General features: G+C 63.7%; 16 protein-coding genes. All 16 read left to right on the forward strand.

What is annotated here, in order from left to right:
* Positions 1-35: 35 nt before the first annotated feature.
* From AB5I39_RS15900 to AB5I39_RS15975, 16 genes are read left to right on the forward strand one after another with little or no spacing between them, the layout of a single operon-like run.
* Positions 36-1,271 carry an NADH-quinone oxidoreductase subunit D gene (locus tag AB5I39_RS15900; RefSeq protein WP_404369021.1) on the forward strand — a complete coding sequence of 412 codons (1,236 nt, stop codon included), beginning with the start codon at positions 36-38 and terminating at the stop codon, positions 1,269-1,271.
* Entirely contained in the window at positions 1,271-1,939 is a 669-nt protein-coding gene (locus AB5I39_RS15905; RefSeq protein WP_404369024.1) for a complex I 24 kDa subunit family protein, read from the forward strand. The genes AB5I39_RS15900 and AB5I39_RS15905 overlap by 1 nt, the downstream gene beginning before the upstream one ends.
* Positions 1,936-2,106: a hypothetical protein gene (locus AB5I39_RS15910; protein WP_404369027.1), complete on the forward strand. Its 171-nt coding sequence runs from the start codon at positions 1,936-1,938 to the stop codon at positions 2,104-2,106. Before AB5I39_RS15905 ends, AB5I39_RS15910 begins: the two co-directional genes overlap by 4 nt.
* Positions 2,106-2,273 carry a hypothetical protein gene (locus tag AB5I39_RS15915; RefSeq protein ID WP_404369030.1) on the forward strand — a complete coding sequence of 56 codons (168 nt, stop codon included), beginning with the start codon at positions 2,106-2,108 and terminating at the stop codon, positions 2,271-2,273. Before AB5I39_RS15910 ends, AB5I39_RS15915 begins: the two co-directional genes overlap by 1 nt.
* Positions 2,274-3,578 carry an NADH-quinone oxidoreductase subunit NuoF gene (nuoF, locus tag AB5I39_RS15920; protein ID WP_404369032.1) on the forward strand — a complete coding sequence of 435 codons (1,305 nt, stop codon included), beginning with the start codon at positions 2,274-2,276 and terminating at the stop codon, positions 3,576-3,578.
* Position 3,579: 1 nt separating this feature from the next.
* On the forward strand, positions 3,580-3,990 hold the full coding sequence (locus AB5I39_RS15925) for a clan AA aspartic protease (protein ID WP_404369035.1): 411 nt from the start codon (positions 3,580-3,582) through the stop codon (positions 3,988-3,990).
* A complete protein-coding gene (nuoG, locus tag AB5I39_RS15930) occupies positions 3,990-5,990 on the forward strand; it encodes an NADH-quinone oxidoreductase subunit NuoG (RefSeq protein ID WP_404369038.1) in 2,001 nt (666 codons plus the stop codon). The genes AB5I39_RS15925 and nuoG overlap by 1 nt, the downstream gene beginning before the upstream one ends.
* Positions 5,987-6,127, forward strand: coding sequence for a hypothetical protein (locus AB5I39_RS15935; protein ID WP_404369041.1), 141 nt, complete (start codon positions 5,987-5,989; stop codon positions 6,125-6,127). The genes nuoG and AB5I39_RS15935 overlap by 4 nt, the downstream gene beginning before the upstream one ends.
* The gene (nuoH, locus tag AB5I39_RS15940) at positions 6,124-7,278 is read left to right on the forward strand and encodes an NADH-quinone oxidoreductase subunit NuoH (protein WP_404369044.1); all 1,155 of its coding nucleotides are present in this window, start codon (positions 6,124-6,126) and stop codon (positions 7,276-7,278) included. The genes AB5I39_RS15935 and nuoH overlap by 4 nt, the downstream gene beginning before the upstream one ends.
* Positions 7,275-7,763, forward strand: a complete 489-nt coding sequence (nuoI, locus tag AB5I39_RS15945; protein ID WP_404369047.1) for an NADH-quinone oxidoreductase subunit NuoI — start codon at positions 7,275-7,277, stop codon at positions 7,761-7,763. Before nuoH ends, nuoI begins: the two co-directional genes overlap by 4 nt.
* Positions 7,764-7,796: 33 nt before the next feature.
* A complete protein-coding gene (locus AB5I39_RS15950; protein WP_404369050.1) occupies positions 7,797-8,408 on the forward strand; it encodes an NADH-quinone oxidoreductase subunit J in 612 nt (203 codons plus the stop codon).
* Positions 8,405-8,710: an NADH-quinone oxidoreductase subunit NuoK gene (gene nuoK / locus AB5I39_RS15955; protein WP_404369053.1), complete on the forward strand. Its 306-nt coding sequence runs from the start codon at positions 8,405-8,407 to the stop codon at positions 8,708-8,710. The genes AB5I39_RS15950 and nuoK overlap by 4 nt, the downstream gene beginning before the upstream one ends.
* Before the next feature lie 6 nt (positions 8,711-8,716).
* Positions 8,717-10,777 carry an NADH-quinone oxidoreductase subunit L gene (gene nuoL / locus AB5I39_RS15960; protein ID WP_404369055.1) on the forward strand — a complete coding sequence of 687 codons (2,061 nt, stop codon included), beginning with the start codon at positions 8,717-8,719 and terminating at the stop codon, positions 10,775-10,777.
* Positions 10,774-12,303 (forward strand): NADH-quinone oxidoreductase subunit M, encoded by a 1,530-nt coding sequence (locus AB5I39_RS15965; RefSeq protein WP_404369058.1) that lies wholly within the window; start codon positions 10,774-10,776, stop codon positions 12,301-12,303. Before nuoL ends, AB5I39_RS15965 begins: the two co-directional genes overlap by 4 nt.
* On the forward strand, positions 12,300-13,739 hold the full coding sequence (gene nuoN, locus AB5I39_RS15970) for an NADH-quinone oxidoreductase subunit NuoN (protein ID WP_404369060.1): 1,440 nt from the start codon (positions 12,300-12,302) through the stop codon (positions 13,737-13,739). The genes AB5I39_RS15965 and nuoN overlap by 4 nt, the downstream gene beginning before the upstream one ends.
* A gap of 8 nt (positions 13,740-13,747) precedes the next feature.
* Entirely contained in the window at positions 13,748-14,452 is a 705-nt protein-coding gene (locus AB5I39_RS15975) for a biotin--[acetyl-CoA-carboxylase] ligase (RefSeq protein ID WP_404374195.1), read from the forward strand.
* The last annotated feature ends 3 nt before the right edge of the window (positions 14,453-14,455 follow it).

A 14,455-nucleotide genomic window follows, 5' to 3' on the forward strand; every position in this document is an offset into this window, starting at 1 on the left:
GCTCCGGCCTGCGCCGGAGCATGGAATGTGACGCTATGACCGACTATCTCGACCAGATCGAAGGCCGCCTCGACGGGGAAAACCCGGAAGTCGGCGATGTCGAAATCCAGAATTACACGATCAATTTCGGCCCGCAGCACCCCGCCGCGCACGGCGTTCTCCGCCTCGTGATGGAGCTGGACGGCGAAATCGTCGAGCGGGTCGATCCGCATGTCGGCCTGCTGCATCGCGGCACCGAGAAACTGATCGAGTATAAGACCTACACGCAAGCACTGCCGTATTTCGACCGGCTCGATTATTGCTCGCCGCTTTGCATGGAGCATAGTTATGTGCTCGCAATCGAGAAATTGCTCGATCTCGAAGTGCCGATCCGCGCGCAATATCTGCGCGTGTTCTTCGCCGAGCTGACGCGTATTTCGAACCATATGCTCAACCTCGGGAGCCACGTCATGGACGTCGGCGCGATGACGCCGAACCTGTGGCTGTTCGAAATCCGCGAAGATTGCATGAACTTCTTCGAGCGCGTTTCCGGTGCGCGGATGCACAGCGCGTATTTCCGGCCCGGTGGCGTGCATCAGGATACGCCGCTGAAGCTGCTGACCGACATTGCCGACTGGCTCGATAACCGCCTCCCGCGTTTGTTCGAGGACGCGATTTCGCTCGTCGCCGACAACCGCATCTTCAAGCAGCGCAACGTCGACATCGCGACGGTGAGCCGCGACGACGCGATCAAATGGGGCTTTTCGGGGCCGATGATCCGTGGCTCGGGCATCGCCTGGGATTTGCGCAAGTCGCAGCCGTATGACGTCTACGCCAAGATGGATTTCGAGGTGCCCGTTGGCACGCGCGGCGATTGCTATGACCGGTTCATGGTGCGCGTCGAGGAGGTCCGCCAGTCGGCGCGGATCATGAAGCAGTGCCTGAACGAGATGCCCGAGGGGCCGATCGCGTCGCTCGACCGCAAGGTGGTGCCGCCCAAGCGTGCCGAGATGAAGCGCTCGATGGAGGCGCTGATTCACCACTTCAAGCTCTATACCGAAGGCTATCACGTGCCCGCGGGCGACGTGTACGTCGCGACCGAAAGCCCCAAGGGCGAGTTCGGCGTGTATCTCGTCGCCGATGGCACCAACAAGCCGTACCGCTGCAAAATCCGCCCGACGGCCTTCTCGCATCTGCAAGCGATGGACTTCATGGCGAAGGGCCACATGCTGGCGGACACGACCGCAATTCTGGGCGCGATGGATATCGTTTTTGGTGAATGTGACCGCTAATGGCTGAAGCCCCCAAAATCCCCGACGAAGCCGAAACCCGCGCACGCTGGGGCGCCTTCGCCTGGACCGAAGAAAATCAGGTCAAGGCGAACGAGATCCTCGGCCGCTATCCCAAGGGGCGCGAGCAATCCGGGTCGATCCCGTTGCTCGATCTTGCGCAGCGGCAGGTGGGTGCGGAGACGCAGACGCAGGGTTGGCTGCCCGTGCCGGTGATCGAATTCGTCGCGCGGCAAATCGGCGTGCCGTACATGCGCGTGTATGAGGTCGCTACCTTCTATACGATGTTCAACCTGGCGCCCGTGGGCAAATATCACGTCCAGGTGTGCGGCACGACGCCGTGCATGTTGGGCGGATCGGACGATGTGCTGGCCGCGTGCAAGAACAAGGGGCTGGTGAAGGGCAAGACCACGCCCGATGGCCTGTTCACGCTGACCGAGGTCGAATGCCTGGGTGCATGCGCCAACGCGCCGATGGTGCAGATCAACGACGACAATTTCGAGGATCTGGACTATGATCGCACGATCGCCGTCCTCGAAGCGCTGGCCGAGGGCAAGCCGGTGACGCCGGGCTCGCAGACCGGGCGGCGCGACAGCTGCCCCGCGGGCGGGCCGACCAGCCTGAAGGACATGGTGACCGAGAACCACGATTATCGGGGTGAATGGGCATGAACAAGAACACCATCGTCACGATCCTGGCGATCATCGGCGGCATCGTCGTGCTCGGCTGGGTGCTGCGCCTGACCTTCGCCTTGCTGGGACCGATCATCGTGATCGGGCTGGGCGTGGTGATCTATCTCGCGCTGACCGGTGACAAGCGCATCGGGGGGCCGAAGTAATGGCCAGTCCCGTAAAGGCCGGGGTGCCGATCCTCGGCGTCATCTTCCTGGCGCTGGCGGTGTTCAAATTCTTCACCGATGGCGGATGGATCGTCTGGCTCATCCTGGGCGCGTTGTTCGGCGGTTTCGGCATTTTCAGCGCGAACCGGTCGCAGGGGATCAAGTAAGTGCTTGCGGATAAGGATCGCATTTTCACCAACGTCTACGGTTTCCAGCCGTGGAACCTCGACGCGGCGATCAAGCGCGGCGATTGGGACAACACGCGCGGGTTGATGGCGCGCGGGCAGGACCCGATCATCGACGAGATCAAGGCCTCGGGCCTGCGCGGGCGCGGTGGCGCTGGTTTCCCGACCGGCACCAAATGGTCGTTCATGCCCAAGGAACCCAAGCCCGACCGGCCGAACTTCCTGGTCATCAATGCCGATGAATCCGAGCCGGGCAGCTGCAAGGACCGCGAAATCATCCGGCACGATCCGCACAAGCTGATCGAAGGCGCGCTGATCGCTGGCTATGCGATGCGCGCGCGCGCCGCCTACATCTACATTCGTGGCGAGTATATCCGTGAAGCCGAGACGCTGTTCGCAGCCGTCGCGGAGGCGTATGACAAGGGCTTGCTCGGCAAGAATGCGTGCGGGTCGGGCTATGATTTCGACGTGTTCGTCCACCGCGGCGCTGGCGCGTACATTTGCGGCGAAGAGACCGCGATGCTCGAAAGCCTGGAGGGCAAGAAGGGCCAGCCGCGGCTGAAGCCACCGTTCCCTGCGGGTGCGGGCCTCTATGGTTGCCCGACGACGGTCAACAATGTTGAGTCGATCGCGGTCGTCCCCACGATCCTGCGGCGCGGCGCGGCGTGGTTTTCGAGCTTCGGCAACGAGAATAACCGCGGCACGAAGCTGTTCCAGATCAGCGGCCATGTGAACCGCCCCTGCGTGGTCGAGGAAGCGATGAGCATCCCGTTCCGCCAGCTGATCGAGGAACATTGCGGCGGCATTCGCGGCGGGTGGGACAATCTGCTCGCGGTCATCCCGGGTGGATCGTCGGTGCCTCTGGTGCCGGCCGCGCAGATCATGGACTGCCCGATGGATTTCGACGGGCTCAAGGCGCTGGGCTCGGGCCTCGGCACCGCGGCGATCATCGTGATGGACAAGTCGACCGACATCGTCCGCGCGATTTCGCGGCTGTCGTACTTCTACAAGCACGAAAGCTGCGGCCAGTGCACGCCGTGCCGCGAGGGCACCGGCTGGATGTGGCGCGTGATGGAGCGGATGCGCACCGGCGACGCCGACATTTCCGAGATCGACACGCTCTATCAGGTGACCAAGCAGGTCGAAGGCCACACGATCTGCGCGCTCGGCGATGCCGCGGCGTGGCCGATCCAGGGCTTGATCCGCCATTTCCGCCCCGAGATGGAGCGCCGCATCGCCGAGAAGCGCGGTGGTGGGCTTGCTCCGATGATGGAGGCGGCGGAGTAAGATGGGTCTGGTGTATCAACATATCAGGCTTGCCAATGCGGCGCGGCCCGATCTGGAAGAGCTGGACGCCAATGCGCTGGTCGATACCGGCGCTGCAGACCTGTGCATTCCCGAGCTCGTCGCCAAGCAGTTACGGCTGGAGAAGGTAGAAGAGCGGATGATCACTGTCGCGGATGGTCGGCAGATCATCGTTGATTATGTCGGACCGATCCGTGTCGAAGTGTTCGGTCGCACTGCCTTCACCGGCGGGATGGTGACGGGCAATCAGGTTCTGCTTGGTGCGATCCCGATGGAGAGCATGGACGTGCTGGTTGATCCGCGTCGGCAGCAACTGATCCCAAACCCTGCGCATCCCAACATTCCTGGCGCGATGGCCGTGGGCGTGGTTTCCGCCCACAAGGACGAACAATAATGCCTAAACTCAAAGTCGACGGCGTCGAGGTCGAAGTCCCCGCCGGTGCCACCGTGCTGCAGGCGTGCGAGATCGCCGGCAAGGAGATCCCGCGTTTCTGCTATCACGAGCGCCTGAGCATTGCGGGCAATTGCCGCATGTGCCTGGTCGAGGTGAAGCCCGGCCCGCCGAAGCCGCAGGCGTCGTGCGCTTTGCCGGCTGCCGAAAATCAGGAAATCTTCACCAACTCGCCGATGGTGAAGAATGCGCGCGAAGGGGTGATGGAGTTCCTGCTCATCAACCATCCGCTCGATTGCCCGATTTGCGACCAGGGTGGTGAGTGCGATCTGCAGGACCAGTCGGTAGCCTATGGCCGTGGCCAGTCGCGCTATGACGAGAACAAGCGCGCGGTCACCGAAAAGTACATGGGCCCGATCGTCAAGACGGTGATGACGCGCTGTATCCAGTGCACGCGCTGCATCCGCTTTGCCGAGGAAGTGGCCGGGGTCGAGGAAATCGGCGCGATCTATCGTGGCGAGGACATGCAGATCACCTCATACCTCGAACATGCCGTGCAGAGCGAATTGTCGGGCAACGTCGTCGACCTGTGCCCGGTCGGCGCGCTGACGTCGAAGCCGTACCAGTTCGAAGCGCGGCCGTGGGAGCTGAAGAAGACGCTGACCATCGACGTGATGGACGCGGTCGGCACCAACATCCGGCTCGACAGTCGCGGGCGGCAGGTGTTGCGCGCGCTGCCCCGAATCAACGAAGATGTGAACGAGGAATGGGCGTCGGACAAGACGCGCCACGCCGTCGACGGCCTGGTGCGGCGGCGGCTCGACACGCCGTTCGTGCGCAAGGACGGCCGCCTGATCAAGGCGAGCTGGGAAGAGGCGTTCGGAGCGATCGCGGCGGTGAATGCCGGTTCGAGCGTTGCGGCGATCGCGGGCGATCTGGTCGATTGCGAGACGATGTACGCGGCCAAGGCGCTGCTCGCATCGTTCGGCTCGTCGCTGCTCGAAGGGCGGCAGACGGGGATGGATTACGACACCTCGTCGCTGGCCGCCGTCAATTTCAACACGACGATTGCGGGCACCGAGCGCGCCGACGTCATTCTGCTGGTCGGCAGCAACGTGCGCTGGGAAGCGCCGCTGGTGAACACGCGGATCCGCAAGGCGATCAAGAAGGGCGCGAAGGTCTTTGCGATCGGGCCGGAGACCGAGCTGACCTATCCGGTGGAATGGCTCGGCGCCGATCTGGCGCTGCTCGGCAATCTGCCCGAGGCGGTGACCGAGGCGTTCGGCAAGGCCGAGCGGCCGATGATGATCGTCGGCGGGGCAGGGCTGAAGGCCCTCGGTGGCGCGCTCGCGCTGGTCGAGCCGCTGGGTCTCGTGAAAGACGGTTGGAACGGCTTCAACGTGCTGCACATGGCGGCGAGCCGGATGGGCGGGCTGATGCTCGGCTATGCCCAGAAGGGCGGCATCGCGGATGTCGTCGCGGCGGCACCGAAGCTGGCGTTCTTCCTCGGCGCGGATGAGGTCGATTTCGGCAAGTTCGCGGGCACCTTCAAAGTCTATGTCGGCCATCACGGCGACAAGGGCGCGGCGGCGGCGGACGTTATTCTGCCGGGTGCTTCCTATGCCGAGAAGTCTGGGACGTATGTGAATCTCGAAGGCCGAGTGCAGCGTGGCGAGCGCGCGGTGTTCCCGCCTGGCGACGCGCGCGAGGACTGGACGATCTTCCGCGCGCTTTCGGCGGTGCTGGGCAAGACGCTGCCGTTCGATACGCTCGATGAATTGCGCGCGGCCATGGCCGTGGATACGCCGGCGCTCGCGACGCTGGGTCTGGCGAGCTTCGAATGGGCGCCGCCTGCGCTCGATGCCGGCGCTTCGGGGGAGATTGCCGGGTATCCGATCCAGGATTTCTACCTGACCAACGCAATCTGCCGCGCGTCCCCGACGATGCAGCGTTGTTCGGCGGAACTCGTTCACGGGCAGGATTTTGCGGAGGCGGCGGAATGAGCGCGCTCCCCTTCCGCTCCACCCCGGCGAAGGCCGGGGCCCAGTTGCGCGCCGCCGATTGTTCGGGCGTTGCGCTCACAAACTACGACCTCCGCGACTGGGCCCCGGCCTGCGCCGGGGTGGGAAATCTCGGATGACAAGTTGGACCTCCGCCTGGCTCGGCTATGAAGGATCGTGGTTCCTCTGGACCATCATCGATATTCTGCTGATCGCGTTTCCCGTCATGCTGTCGGTGGCGATGATCATCTATGCTGACCGCAAGATCTGGGCGTCGATGGCGCTGCGGCGCGGGCCGAACGTGGTCGGGCCGTTCGGCCTGCTGCAGAGCTTCGCCGATGGGTTGAAGGTGTTCCTGCAGGAAACGATCATCCCGTCCGCGGCGAACAAGACGCTGTTCCTGCTCGCGCCGATCATCACCTTCACCGTCGCGCTGATCGTGTGGGCGGTGGTGCCGTTCGACCGCCTGGCCGCGCTCAGCAACATCAACGTCGGGCTGCTCTACGTGCTCGCGGCGTCGTCGCTCGGCGTGTACGGCATCATTCTGGCCGGCTGGTCGTCCAACTCGAAATATCCCTTCTATTCGGCGATCCGCGCGGCGGCGCAGATGGTTTCGTACGAAGTCGCGATCGGCTTCGTGCTGATCTCGATCGTTTTGTGGGCGGGCAGCTTCAACCTGACCGAGATCGTCGAGGCGCAGCGCGGCGTGGGCCTCGGGCTGATCAACGGCTTCTTTATCAACCCGCTCTTGTTCCCGATGGCGGTGGTGTTCTTCATCTCCTCGCTCGCCGAGACGCAACGCGCGCCGTTCGACCTGACCGAGGCGGAGAGCGAGCTCGTCGCGGGGTATCAGACCGAATATTCGTCCATGTCGTTCGCGCTCTACTGGCTCGGCGAATATGCCAACGTCATCCTGATGTGCACGCTCAACGCGACATTGTTCTGGGGCGGGTATCTGCCGCCGCTCGACATCCCGATCCTGTACGCGGTGCCGGGCATCCTGTGGCTGTTCGTCAAGATGCTGGTGTTCTTCTTCCTGTTCAGCTGGGTGAAGGCGACCGTCCCGCGCTACCGCTATGACCAGTTGATGCGGCTGGGGTGGAAGGTGTTCCTGCCGCTGTCGCTTTTCTGGGTGTTTCTGGTTTCGGGGTATCTGATGCTCCAACGAGTACCGTGCCCGCAAATCGGTGATCCGACCAAAGCGCGGGGTTGGACGCTTTATGCTCCGATGCCTGAAACGAAATATCCGATGGGCTGTATCAACACGACGAAATTAAGGATGGGCCTGTGACGACCCCCGCCCAACTCATCAAATCCTTCACCCTGTGGGAATTCCTCAGGGCGCATGCGCTGACCTTGCGGTATTTCTTCAAGGCCAAGGCGACGATCAACTATCCGTTCGAGAAGAACCCGATCTCCCCGCGCTTCCGCGGCGAGCATGTGCTCAGGCGTTATCCGAATGGCGAGGAACGCTGCATCGCGTGCAAGCTGTGCGAGGCGGTGTGCCCGGCGCAGGCGATCACGATCGAGGCCGAGCCGCGCGACGACGGCAGCCGCCGCACGACCCGCTACGACATCGACATGACCAAGTGCATCTTCTGCGGTCTGTGCCAGGAAGCGTGCCCGGTCGATGCCGTGGTCGAGGGTCCGAACTTCGAATATGCGACCGAAACGCGCGAAGAGCTGATCTACGACAAGGCAAAATTGCTCGCGAATGGCGATCGTTGGGAAAGTGCGATCGCTGCGAACCTTGCCGCCGATGCACCGTACCGTTAAGCGCCACCCGACTTTAAAGGGGCCACTGATTCCGTGATCCAGGCAATCGCCTTTTATCTTTTCGCCGTGATGGTAATCGCGTCCGCCGCGCTGACCATCACCGCGCGCAACCCGGTCCACGCCGTGCTGTGGCTGATCCTGGCGTTCTTCAACGCCGCCGGCCTGATGGTGCTGGTGGGCGCCGAGTTCATCGCGATGCTGCTGGTGATCGTGTACGTCGGCGCGGTCGCGGTGTTGTTCCTGTTCGTCGTGATGATGCTGAACGTCGATTTCGCCGAGCTGCGCGCTGGCTTCGTGCGCTATGCCGGGATCGGGGCGTTGCTCGCGGTCGGGTTGGCGGCGGAGATCATGGTCGCGTTTGGCGCGTGGAGCGCGGGCAAGATCGAACTCGGCCGCCGCGCCGCGCCGACGCCGGAGACGGTGCCGAATATCGAGGCGCTGGGGATGCTGCTCTACACGCGCTACCTCTTCGTGTTCGAAGGGGCGGGGCTGGTGCTGCTGGTCGCGATGATCGGCGCGATCGTGCTGACGCACCGCGAACGCAAGGGCTCGCGCCAGCAGAATGTCGCGCGGCAAAATGCGCGGCGTCCACAGGATGCAACGCGCAACACGCGGCCGACCGTCGGCGCAGGGGTGGAATTGTGATTGGGCTCACGCATTATCTCGTCGTCGCGGCGATCTTGTTCGCTCTTGGCGTGTTCGGGATCATTGCCAACCGCAAGAACCTGATCGTCATGCTGATGGCGGTCGAGCTGATCCTGCTCGCGGTGAACCTCAATTTCGTGGCGTTCTCGGGCTATCTGCACGATCTGGTCGGCCAGGTGTTCGCGATGTTCGTGCTGACGGTCGCGGCGGGTGAGGCGGCGATCGGTCTGGCGATCCTGGTCATCTATTTCCGTGCCCGCGGGACGATCGCGGTCGACGATGCCAACCGGATGCAGGGGTAAAGTTACGTGCATTCGATCCTTTTCATCGTTTTCCTGCCGCTGCTCGCGGCGATCGTCGCAGGGTTCGCGAACAAGAGTTTCGGCGCGGTACTGCCCAAGGTCGTGACGACCGGCGCGCTGTTCGTCGCCGCATTCCTGAGCTGGACGGTTTTTATCCCGTACCTCGGGGGTGGCGAGGCGACCGTCACGCCGGTGCTCGACTGGATCCATTCGGGCGATATGCGGATCGACTGGGCGCTGCGGGTGGATTCGCTGACCGCGGTGATGCTCGTCGTCATCACGTCGGTGTCGGCGCTCGTCCATCTGTATAGCTGGGGCTATATGGAGGAGGACCCGGACCAGCCGCGGTTCTTCGCGTATCTGTCGCTCTTCACCTTTGCGATGCTGATGCTGGTGACGGCCGACAACCTCGTCCAGATGTTCTTCGGCTGGGAAGGGGTGGGTCTCGCCTCGTACCTCCTCATCGGGTTCTGGTTCCGGAAGCCGACTGCGAACGCCGCCGCGATCAAGGCTTTCGTCGTCAACCGTGTCGGCGATCTTGGCTTCATGCTGGGGATTTTCGGCACCTATCTGGTGTTCAACACGATCTCGATCCCCGAAATCCTGCGGCTCGCGCCGGGGATGGCGGGGTCGACGATCGGCTTCCTCGGCTATCGTTTCGATACGATGACGGTGCTGTGCCTGCTGCTGTTCGTCGGCGCGATGGGCAAGTCGGCGCAATTGGGGCTCCACACCTGGTTGCCTGACGCGATGGAGGGTCCGACCCCGGTGTCGGCGCTGATCCACGCGGCGACGATGGTCACAGCGGGCGTGTTCATGGTGTGCCGCCTGTCGCCGATGTTCGAAACCTCGCCCTTCGCGCTGCATGTGGTGATGACGATCGGTGCCGCGACGTGTCTGTTCGCGGCGACGGTCGGGCTGGTGCAGACCGACATCAAGCGCGTGATCGCCTATTCGACCTGTTCGCAGCTCGGCTATATGTTCTTTGCGGCTGGCTGCGGCGCTTACGGCGCGGCGATGTTCCACCTGTTCACGCACGCTTTCTTCAAGGCGTTGCTGTTCCTGGGTGCCGGTTCTGTGATCCACGCGATGCACCATGAACAGGACATGCGCTATTATGGGGGCCTGCGGAAACATATCCCGCTGACCTTCTGGGGCATGATGATGGGCACGCTGGCGATCACCGGCGTTGGCCTGCCCGCGGTGTTCGGCAATCCGCTCGCGATCGGTTTTGCGGGCTTCCATTCGAAGGACGCGATCATCGAGGCGGCCTGGGCGTCGGGCAATCACGGTGCGTCGATCGTCGGGATGATCGTCGCCTTGCTGACCAGCTTCTATTCGTGGCGGCTGATGTTCCTCACCTTTTGGGGCAAGCCGCGCTGGGATCAGTCCGAGCATATCCAGCACGCGCTGCACGATGCGCATGGGCATGGTCACGACGACCACGCCCATCACGATCATGCGCATGACGACCACGGCCATCACGCCTCGCATGACGGCACCGGCGGATATCATCCGCATGAAAGTCCGCTGCCGATCCTGATCCCGTTGATCCTGCTGTCGATGGGCGCGATTGCGGCCGGCTTCGTCTTCCACGGCTATTTCATCGAGCCGGAGGCTGGCGAGCGTTACTGGCGCGGTGCAATCGCGTTCCGTGAGCATTTGATGCACGAAATGCATGCGGTGCCGCTGAGCGTGAAGCTGTCGGCGACGATCGCGATGCTGACCGGCCTCTTTGGCGCGTACATCTTCTACATCCGCAGCCCGCAGGCGCCGGTGAAGCTGGCCGAAACGTACCGGCCGATCTACCTGTGGCTACTCAACAAATGGTATTTCGACGAGCTGTATAACCTGCTCTTCGTAAAGCCTGCCTTCGCGCTCGGCCGCTTGTTCTGGCACCGCGGCGACGAAAAGACGATCGACCGCTTCGGCCCGAATGGCGTCGCGTGGATCGTCGCGCAGAATGCGCGCGTCGCGGGCAAGATCCAGTCGGGCTATGTCTATACCTACGCCTTCGTCATGCTGCTTGGGCTGACCGGCGCCGTTACCTGGGCGATTACACGATGACCGGCGTGCCTCTTCTTTCGATCATGCTGGCAGTGCCGGCGATCGCGGCGGTCGCGTGTCTTTTCACGACCGGGCAGAACGCGCGCTGGATCGCACTGATCGCGACGCTGGTTGATTTCGTGCTCGGCATCTATCTGTGGGCGCAGTTCGACATCGGCGGGCCGCAGTGGCAGTTCGTCGAGAATGCCGGCAGCTTTGGCGTGTTCGGCTGGAAGCTCGGGATCGACGGTTTCGCGCTGATGCTGGTGATGCTGAGCGTGTTCCTGATGCCGATCTGCATCGGCGCGAGCTGGGTCTCGGTGACGGAGCGCGTGCCGGAATATATGGCGGCGTTCCTGTTCACCGAAGTGCTGATGATCGGCACCTTCGCGGCGCAGGACCTGTTCCTCTTCTACATCTTCTTCGAGGCCGGGCTGATTCCGATGTACCTGATCATCGGCATCTGGGGCGGGGCCAACCGGATTTACGCCAGCTACAAATTCTTCCTCTACACGCTGCTCGGCTCGCTCCTGATGCTGATCGCGATGCTGTGGATGGCGAATTTCGCAGGCACCAGCGACATTCCGACGCTGCTCAACACCGATTTCCCGGTGCACGTGCAGACCTGGCTGTGGCTCGCCTTCTTCGCATCGTTCGCGGTGAAGATGCCGATGTGGCCGTTCCATACCTGGTTGCCCGACGCGCACGTGCAGGCGCCGACCGCTGGATCGGTGATCCTGGCGGGCGTGCTGCTGAAGCTCGGCGGATATGGCTTCCTGCGCTTCTCGCTACCGATGTTCCCTGAGGCTTCGGCGCAGCTGAGCTGGCTCATCCTCAGCCTGTCGGCAGTGGCGGTCATCTACACCTCGCTCGTCGCGCTGGTGCAGTCCGACATGAAGAAGCTGATCGCCTATTCCTCGGTCGCGCACATGGCGATCGTGACGATCGGCCTGTTCGCCTTCAACCGGCAGGGCATCGAAGGCGCGATGATCGTGATGCTCAGCCACGGCCTCGTTTCGGGGGCGTTGTTCCTGTGCGTGGGCGTGATCTACGACCGGCTGCACACGCGCGAGATCAATCGCTATGGCGGGCTTGCCATCAACATGCCGAAGTACGCCGTGCTGTTCCTGCTGTTCACGATGGCGTCGATCGGCCTGCCGGGCACGAGCGGGTTCGTCGGCGAATTCCTGAGCCTGGCGGGCACGTATCGCGTCTCGACCACGATCACCCTCCTGTGCACGACGGGCATCATTCTGGGTGCCGCTTACATGCTCTATCTCTACCGCCGCGTCGTGTTCGGCGAACTGACCAAGGATGATGTCCGCGCGATGCCCGATTTGAGTTTGCGCGAGGTGGCGTTGCTCGCGCCGATTGCCGCCGTTGTTTTGTGGATGGGCGTGTATCCCGAGAGCTTCTTGGCGCCGATGCGCGGGGACGTCGGCACGCTTGAGGCGCGGATTGCGCGTGCCGCGCCGAAGGGGGATTCGCTCCCGACGATGGGCAAGGCGGTCGCGCTGCCTGCGCACCATGCGGAGGCACACAAATGAACGCCGATCTGTTGATGACGCTGCCGGAGCTGGTGCTGGCGGCTGGCGCGATTGCGCTGATGCTGGTGGCGGCATGGGGCGGGCAGGGCTCGACCAAGCTGGTGTCCTGGGCCTCGGTCGCGGTGTTGATCGGCGCGGGGATCGCGCTGACCGGGCCGGCCTCGAGCGGTGGTGCCGCGTTTGGCGGCTTGTACCGCGCGGATGCGTTCGCGAGCTTTGCCAAGGTGCTGATCTATGGCGCGTCGGCGGTCGCGATCATCATCGCGCCGCGCTTCTTCGAGGGCGGCTCGGGCGATAGCTTGCGCCCCGAATATCCGGTCCTCATTCTGCTCTCGGCAGCGGGCGCGGGGATGATGGTGTCGGCCGGCGATCTGCTGACGCTTTATGTCGGCCTCGAATTGCAGAGCCTCGCCGCCTATGTGCTGGCGAGCTTCATGCGGCGCGATGTGCGTTCGGCGGAGGCTGGCCTGAAGTATTTCGTGCTGGGTGCGCTGGCGAGCGGGATCCTGCTGTATGGGATCAGCCTGGTGTACGGGTTCAGCGGGACCACGCTGTTCTCCTCGATTGCGACCGCATATGGCGCGGGCCATTCGATGGGTCTGACGTTCGGCCTCGTGTTCGTGTTCGCTGGCCTCGCCTTCAAGATCAGCGCCGTGCCGTTCCACATGTGGACGCCCGACGTGTACGAAGGCGCGCCGACCCCGGTGACGACGCTGTTCGCCTCGGCGCAGAAGGTGGCGGGCATCGCGCTTTCGGTGCGCGTCGCGATCGAAGCGATGGGCCCGGCGACCGACCAATGGCGGCAGATCGTGATCTTCGCGGCACTCGCCTCGATCATCTTCGGCGCTGTCGCGGCGATCGGGCAAAGCAACATCAAACGGCTGCTTGCCTATTCGTCGATCAACAATGTCGGCTTCGTGCTGGTCGGGCTCGCGGCGGGAACGCAGGAGGGCGTTGCAGCGACCCTGTTCTACCTCGCCATCTATGTCGTTATGACGCTCGGCAGCTTCCTGATCGTGCTGCAGATGCGCGATGCCGAGGGGCATCCGGTCGAGGCGATCGCGAGCCTGGCGGGCCTGTCGCGCACGCGGCCGGGTCTTGCGTTGGCGATGGCGATCTTCATGTTCTCGCTGGCCGGCATTCCGCCGCTGGTCGGGTTCTTCGCCAAGCTCGCGGTGTTTACCGCAGCGGTCCACGCCGGGCTGTATCCGCTTGCGGTGGTGGGTTTTGTCGCCTCGGTGATCGGTGCCTATTATTATCTGCGCGTCATCAAGGTGATGTATTTCGACACGCCGGGTGAGGCCTACTCGGGCCGCGCCACCCCAGTCGAGGGCGGGCTGATCGCGGTGATGGCGGTTGCCGTCTCGCCGGTCGGCTGGGTCGGGCTTGGCGCGCTTGGCGTGTGGACGGTGACCGCAGCAAGGGCGCTGTTCTGAGCGAGCGCGTGCGGACCGTCGCCGAGACGGGCTCGACCAATGCCGACATGCTGGGGCTCGCGGGATCGGGCATCGCCGAGGGTGTGTGGCTTCGCGCCGAGCGCCAGACCGGCGGGCGCGGGCGGCAGGGGCGCGTGTGGGCCTCGCCGGTCGGCAATTTCTACGGATCGACCGTGGTGCGGATGCGCGGCGGCGATCCTTCGCCTGCTACGCTGGCGCTGGTCGCGGCGGTGGCGTTGGAAGAGGTTTTGCGCATTTATCTTCCCGGAGCAGGGGAGGGTCTGGCGATCAAATGGCCCAACGATCTCCTCCTCCATGGCGCGAAGCTCTCCGGCATCCTTCTCGAACGTGCCGGTGACGCGGTCGTCGTGGGGATGGGCGTGAACCTCGCGCATCACCCGGACGACACCGATCGGGTTGCGACGAGCCTTGCCGCACATGGCGCGACCCCTGACCCGGCCGACTTCGCCGAAACGCTGGCCGATGCCTTCGCGCGCTGGGTCGGCATTTGGCGCGGGCAGGGGCTCGCGCCGGTTCGGGCACGCTGGCTGGAGCGGGCGCACCCGATCGGCACTGCGCTCACCGCGCGGCTGCCCGATGGCAGTGCGACCGACGGACTGTTCGGCGGGCTCGATCTGGACGGCGCGCTCAACCTGCGCTTGGCGGATGGCACCACCCGTGTCATTCACGCGGGCGACGTTTTCCTGCTCTGACAA

It is taken from the genome of Sphingomonas sp. MMS24-J45, from assembly GCF_044881195.1.
Classification (GTDB): Bacteria; Pseudomonadota; Alphaproteobacteria; order Sphingomonadales; family Sphingomonadaceae; genus Sphingomonas.

Coding starts and splice junctions, on each gene's coding strand:
- AB5I39_RS15900 (WP_404369021.1), top strand. CDS start 36: ATGACCGACTATCTCGACCAGATCGAAGGCCGCCTCGACGGGGAAAAC.
- AB5I39_RS15905 (WP_404369024.1), top strand. CDS start 1,271: ATGGCTGAAGCCCCCAAAATCCCCGACGAAGCCGAAACCCGCGCACGC.
- AB5I39_RS15910 (WP_404369027.1), top strand. CDS start 1,936: ATGAACAAGAACACCATCGTCACGATCCTGGCGATCATCGGCGGCATC.
- AB5I39_RS15915 (WP_404369030.1), top strand. CDS start 2,106: ATGGCCAGTCCCGTAAAGGCCGGGGTGCCGATCCTCGGCGTCATCTTC.
- AB5I39_RS15925 (WP_404369035.1), top strand. CDS start 3,580: ATGGGTCTGGTGTATCAACATATCAGGCTTGCCAATGCGGCGCGGCCC.
- nuoG (WP_404369038.1), top strand. CDS start 3,990: ATGCCTAAACTCAAAGTCGACGGCGTCGAGGTCGAAGTCCCCGCCGGT.
- AB5I39_RS15935 (WP_404369041.1), top strand. CDS start 5,987: ATGAGCGCGCTCCCCTTCCGCTCCACCCCGGCGAAGGCCGGGGCCCAG.
- nuoH (WP_404369044.1), top strand. CDS start 6,124: ATGACAAGTTGGACCTCCGCCTGGCTCGGCTATGAAGGATCGTGGTTC.
- AB5I39_RS15965 (WP_404369058.1), top strand. CDS start 10,774: ATGACCGGCGTGCCTCTTCTTTCGATCATGCTGGCAGTGCCGGCGATC.
- nuoN (WP_404369060.1), top strand. CDS start 12,300: ATGAACGCCGATCTGTTGATGACGCTGCCGGAGCTGGTGCTGGCGGCT.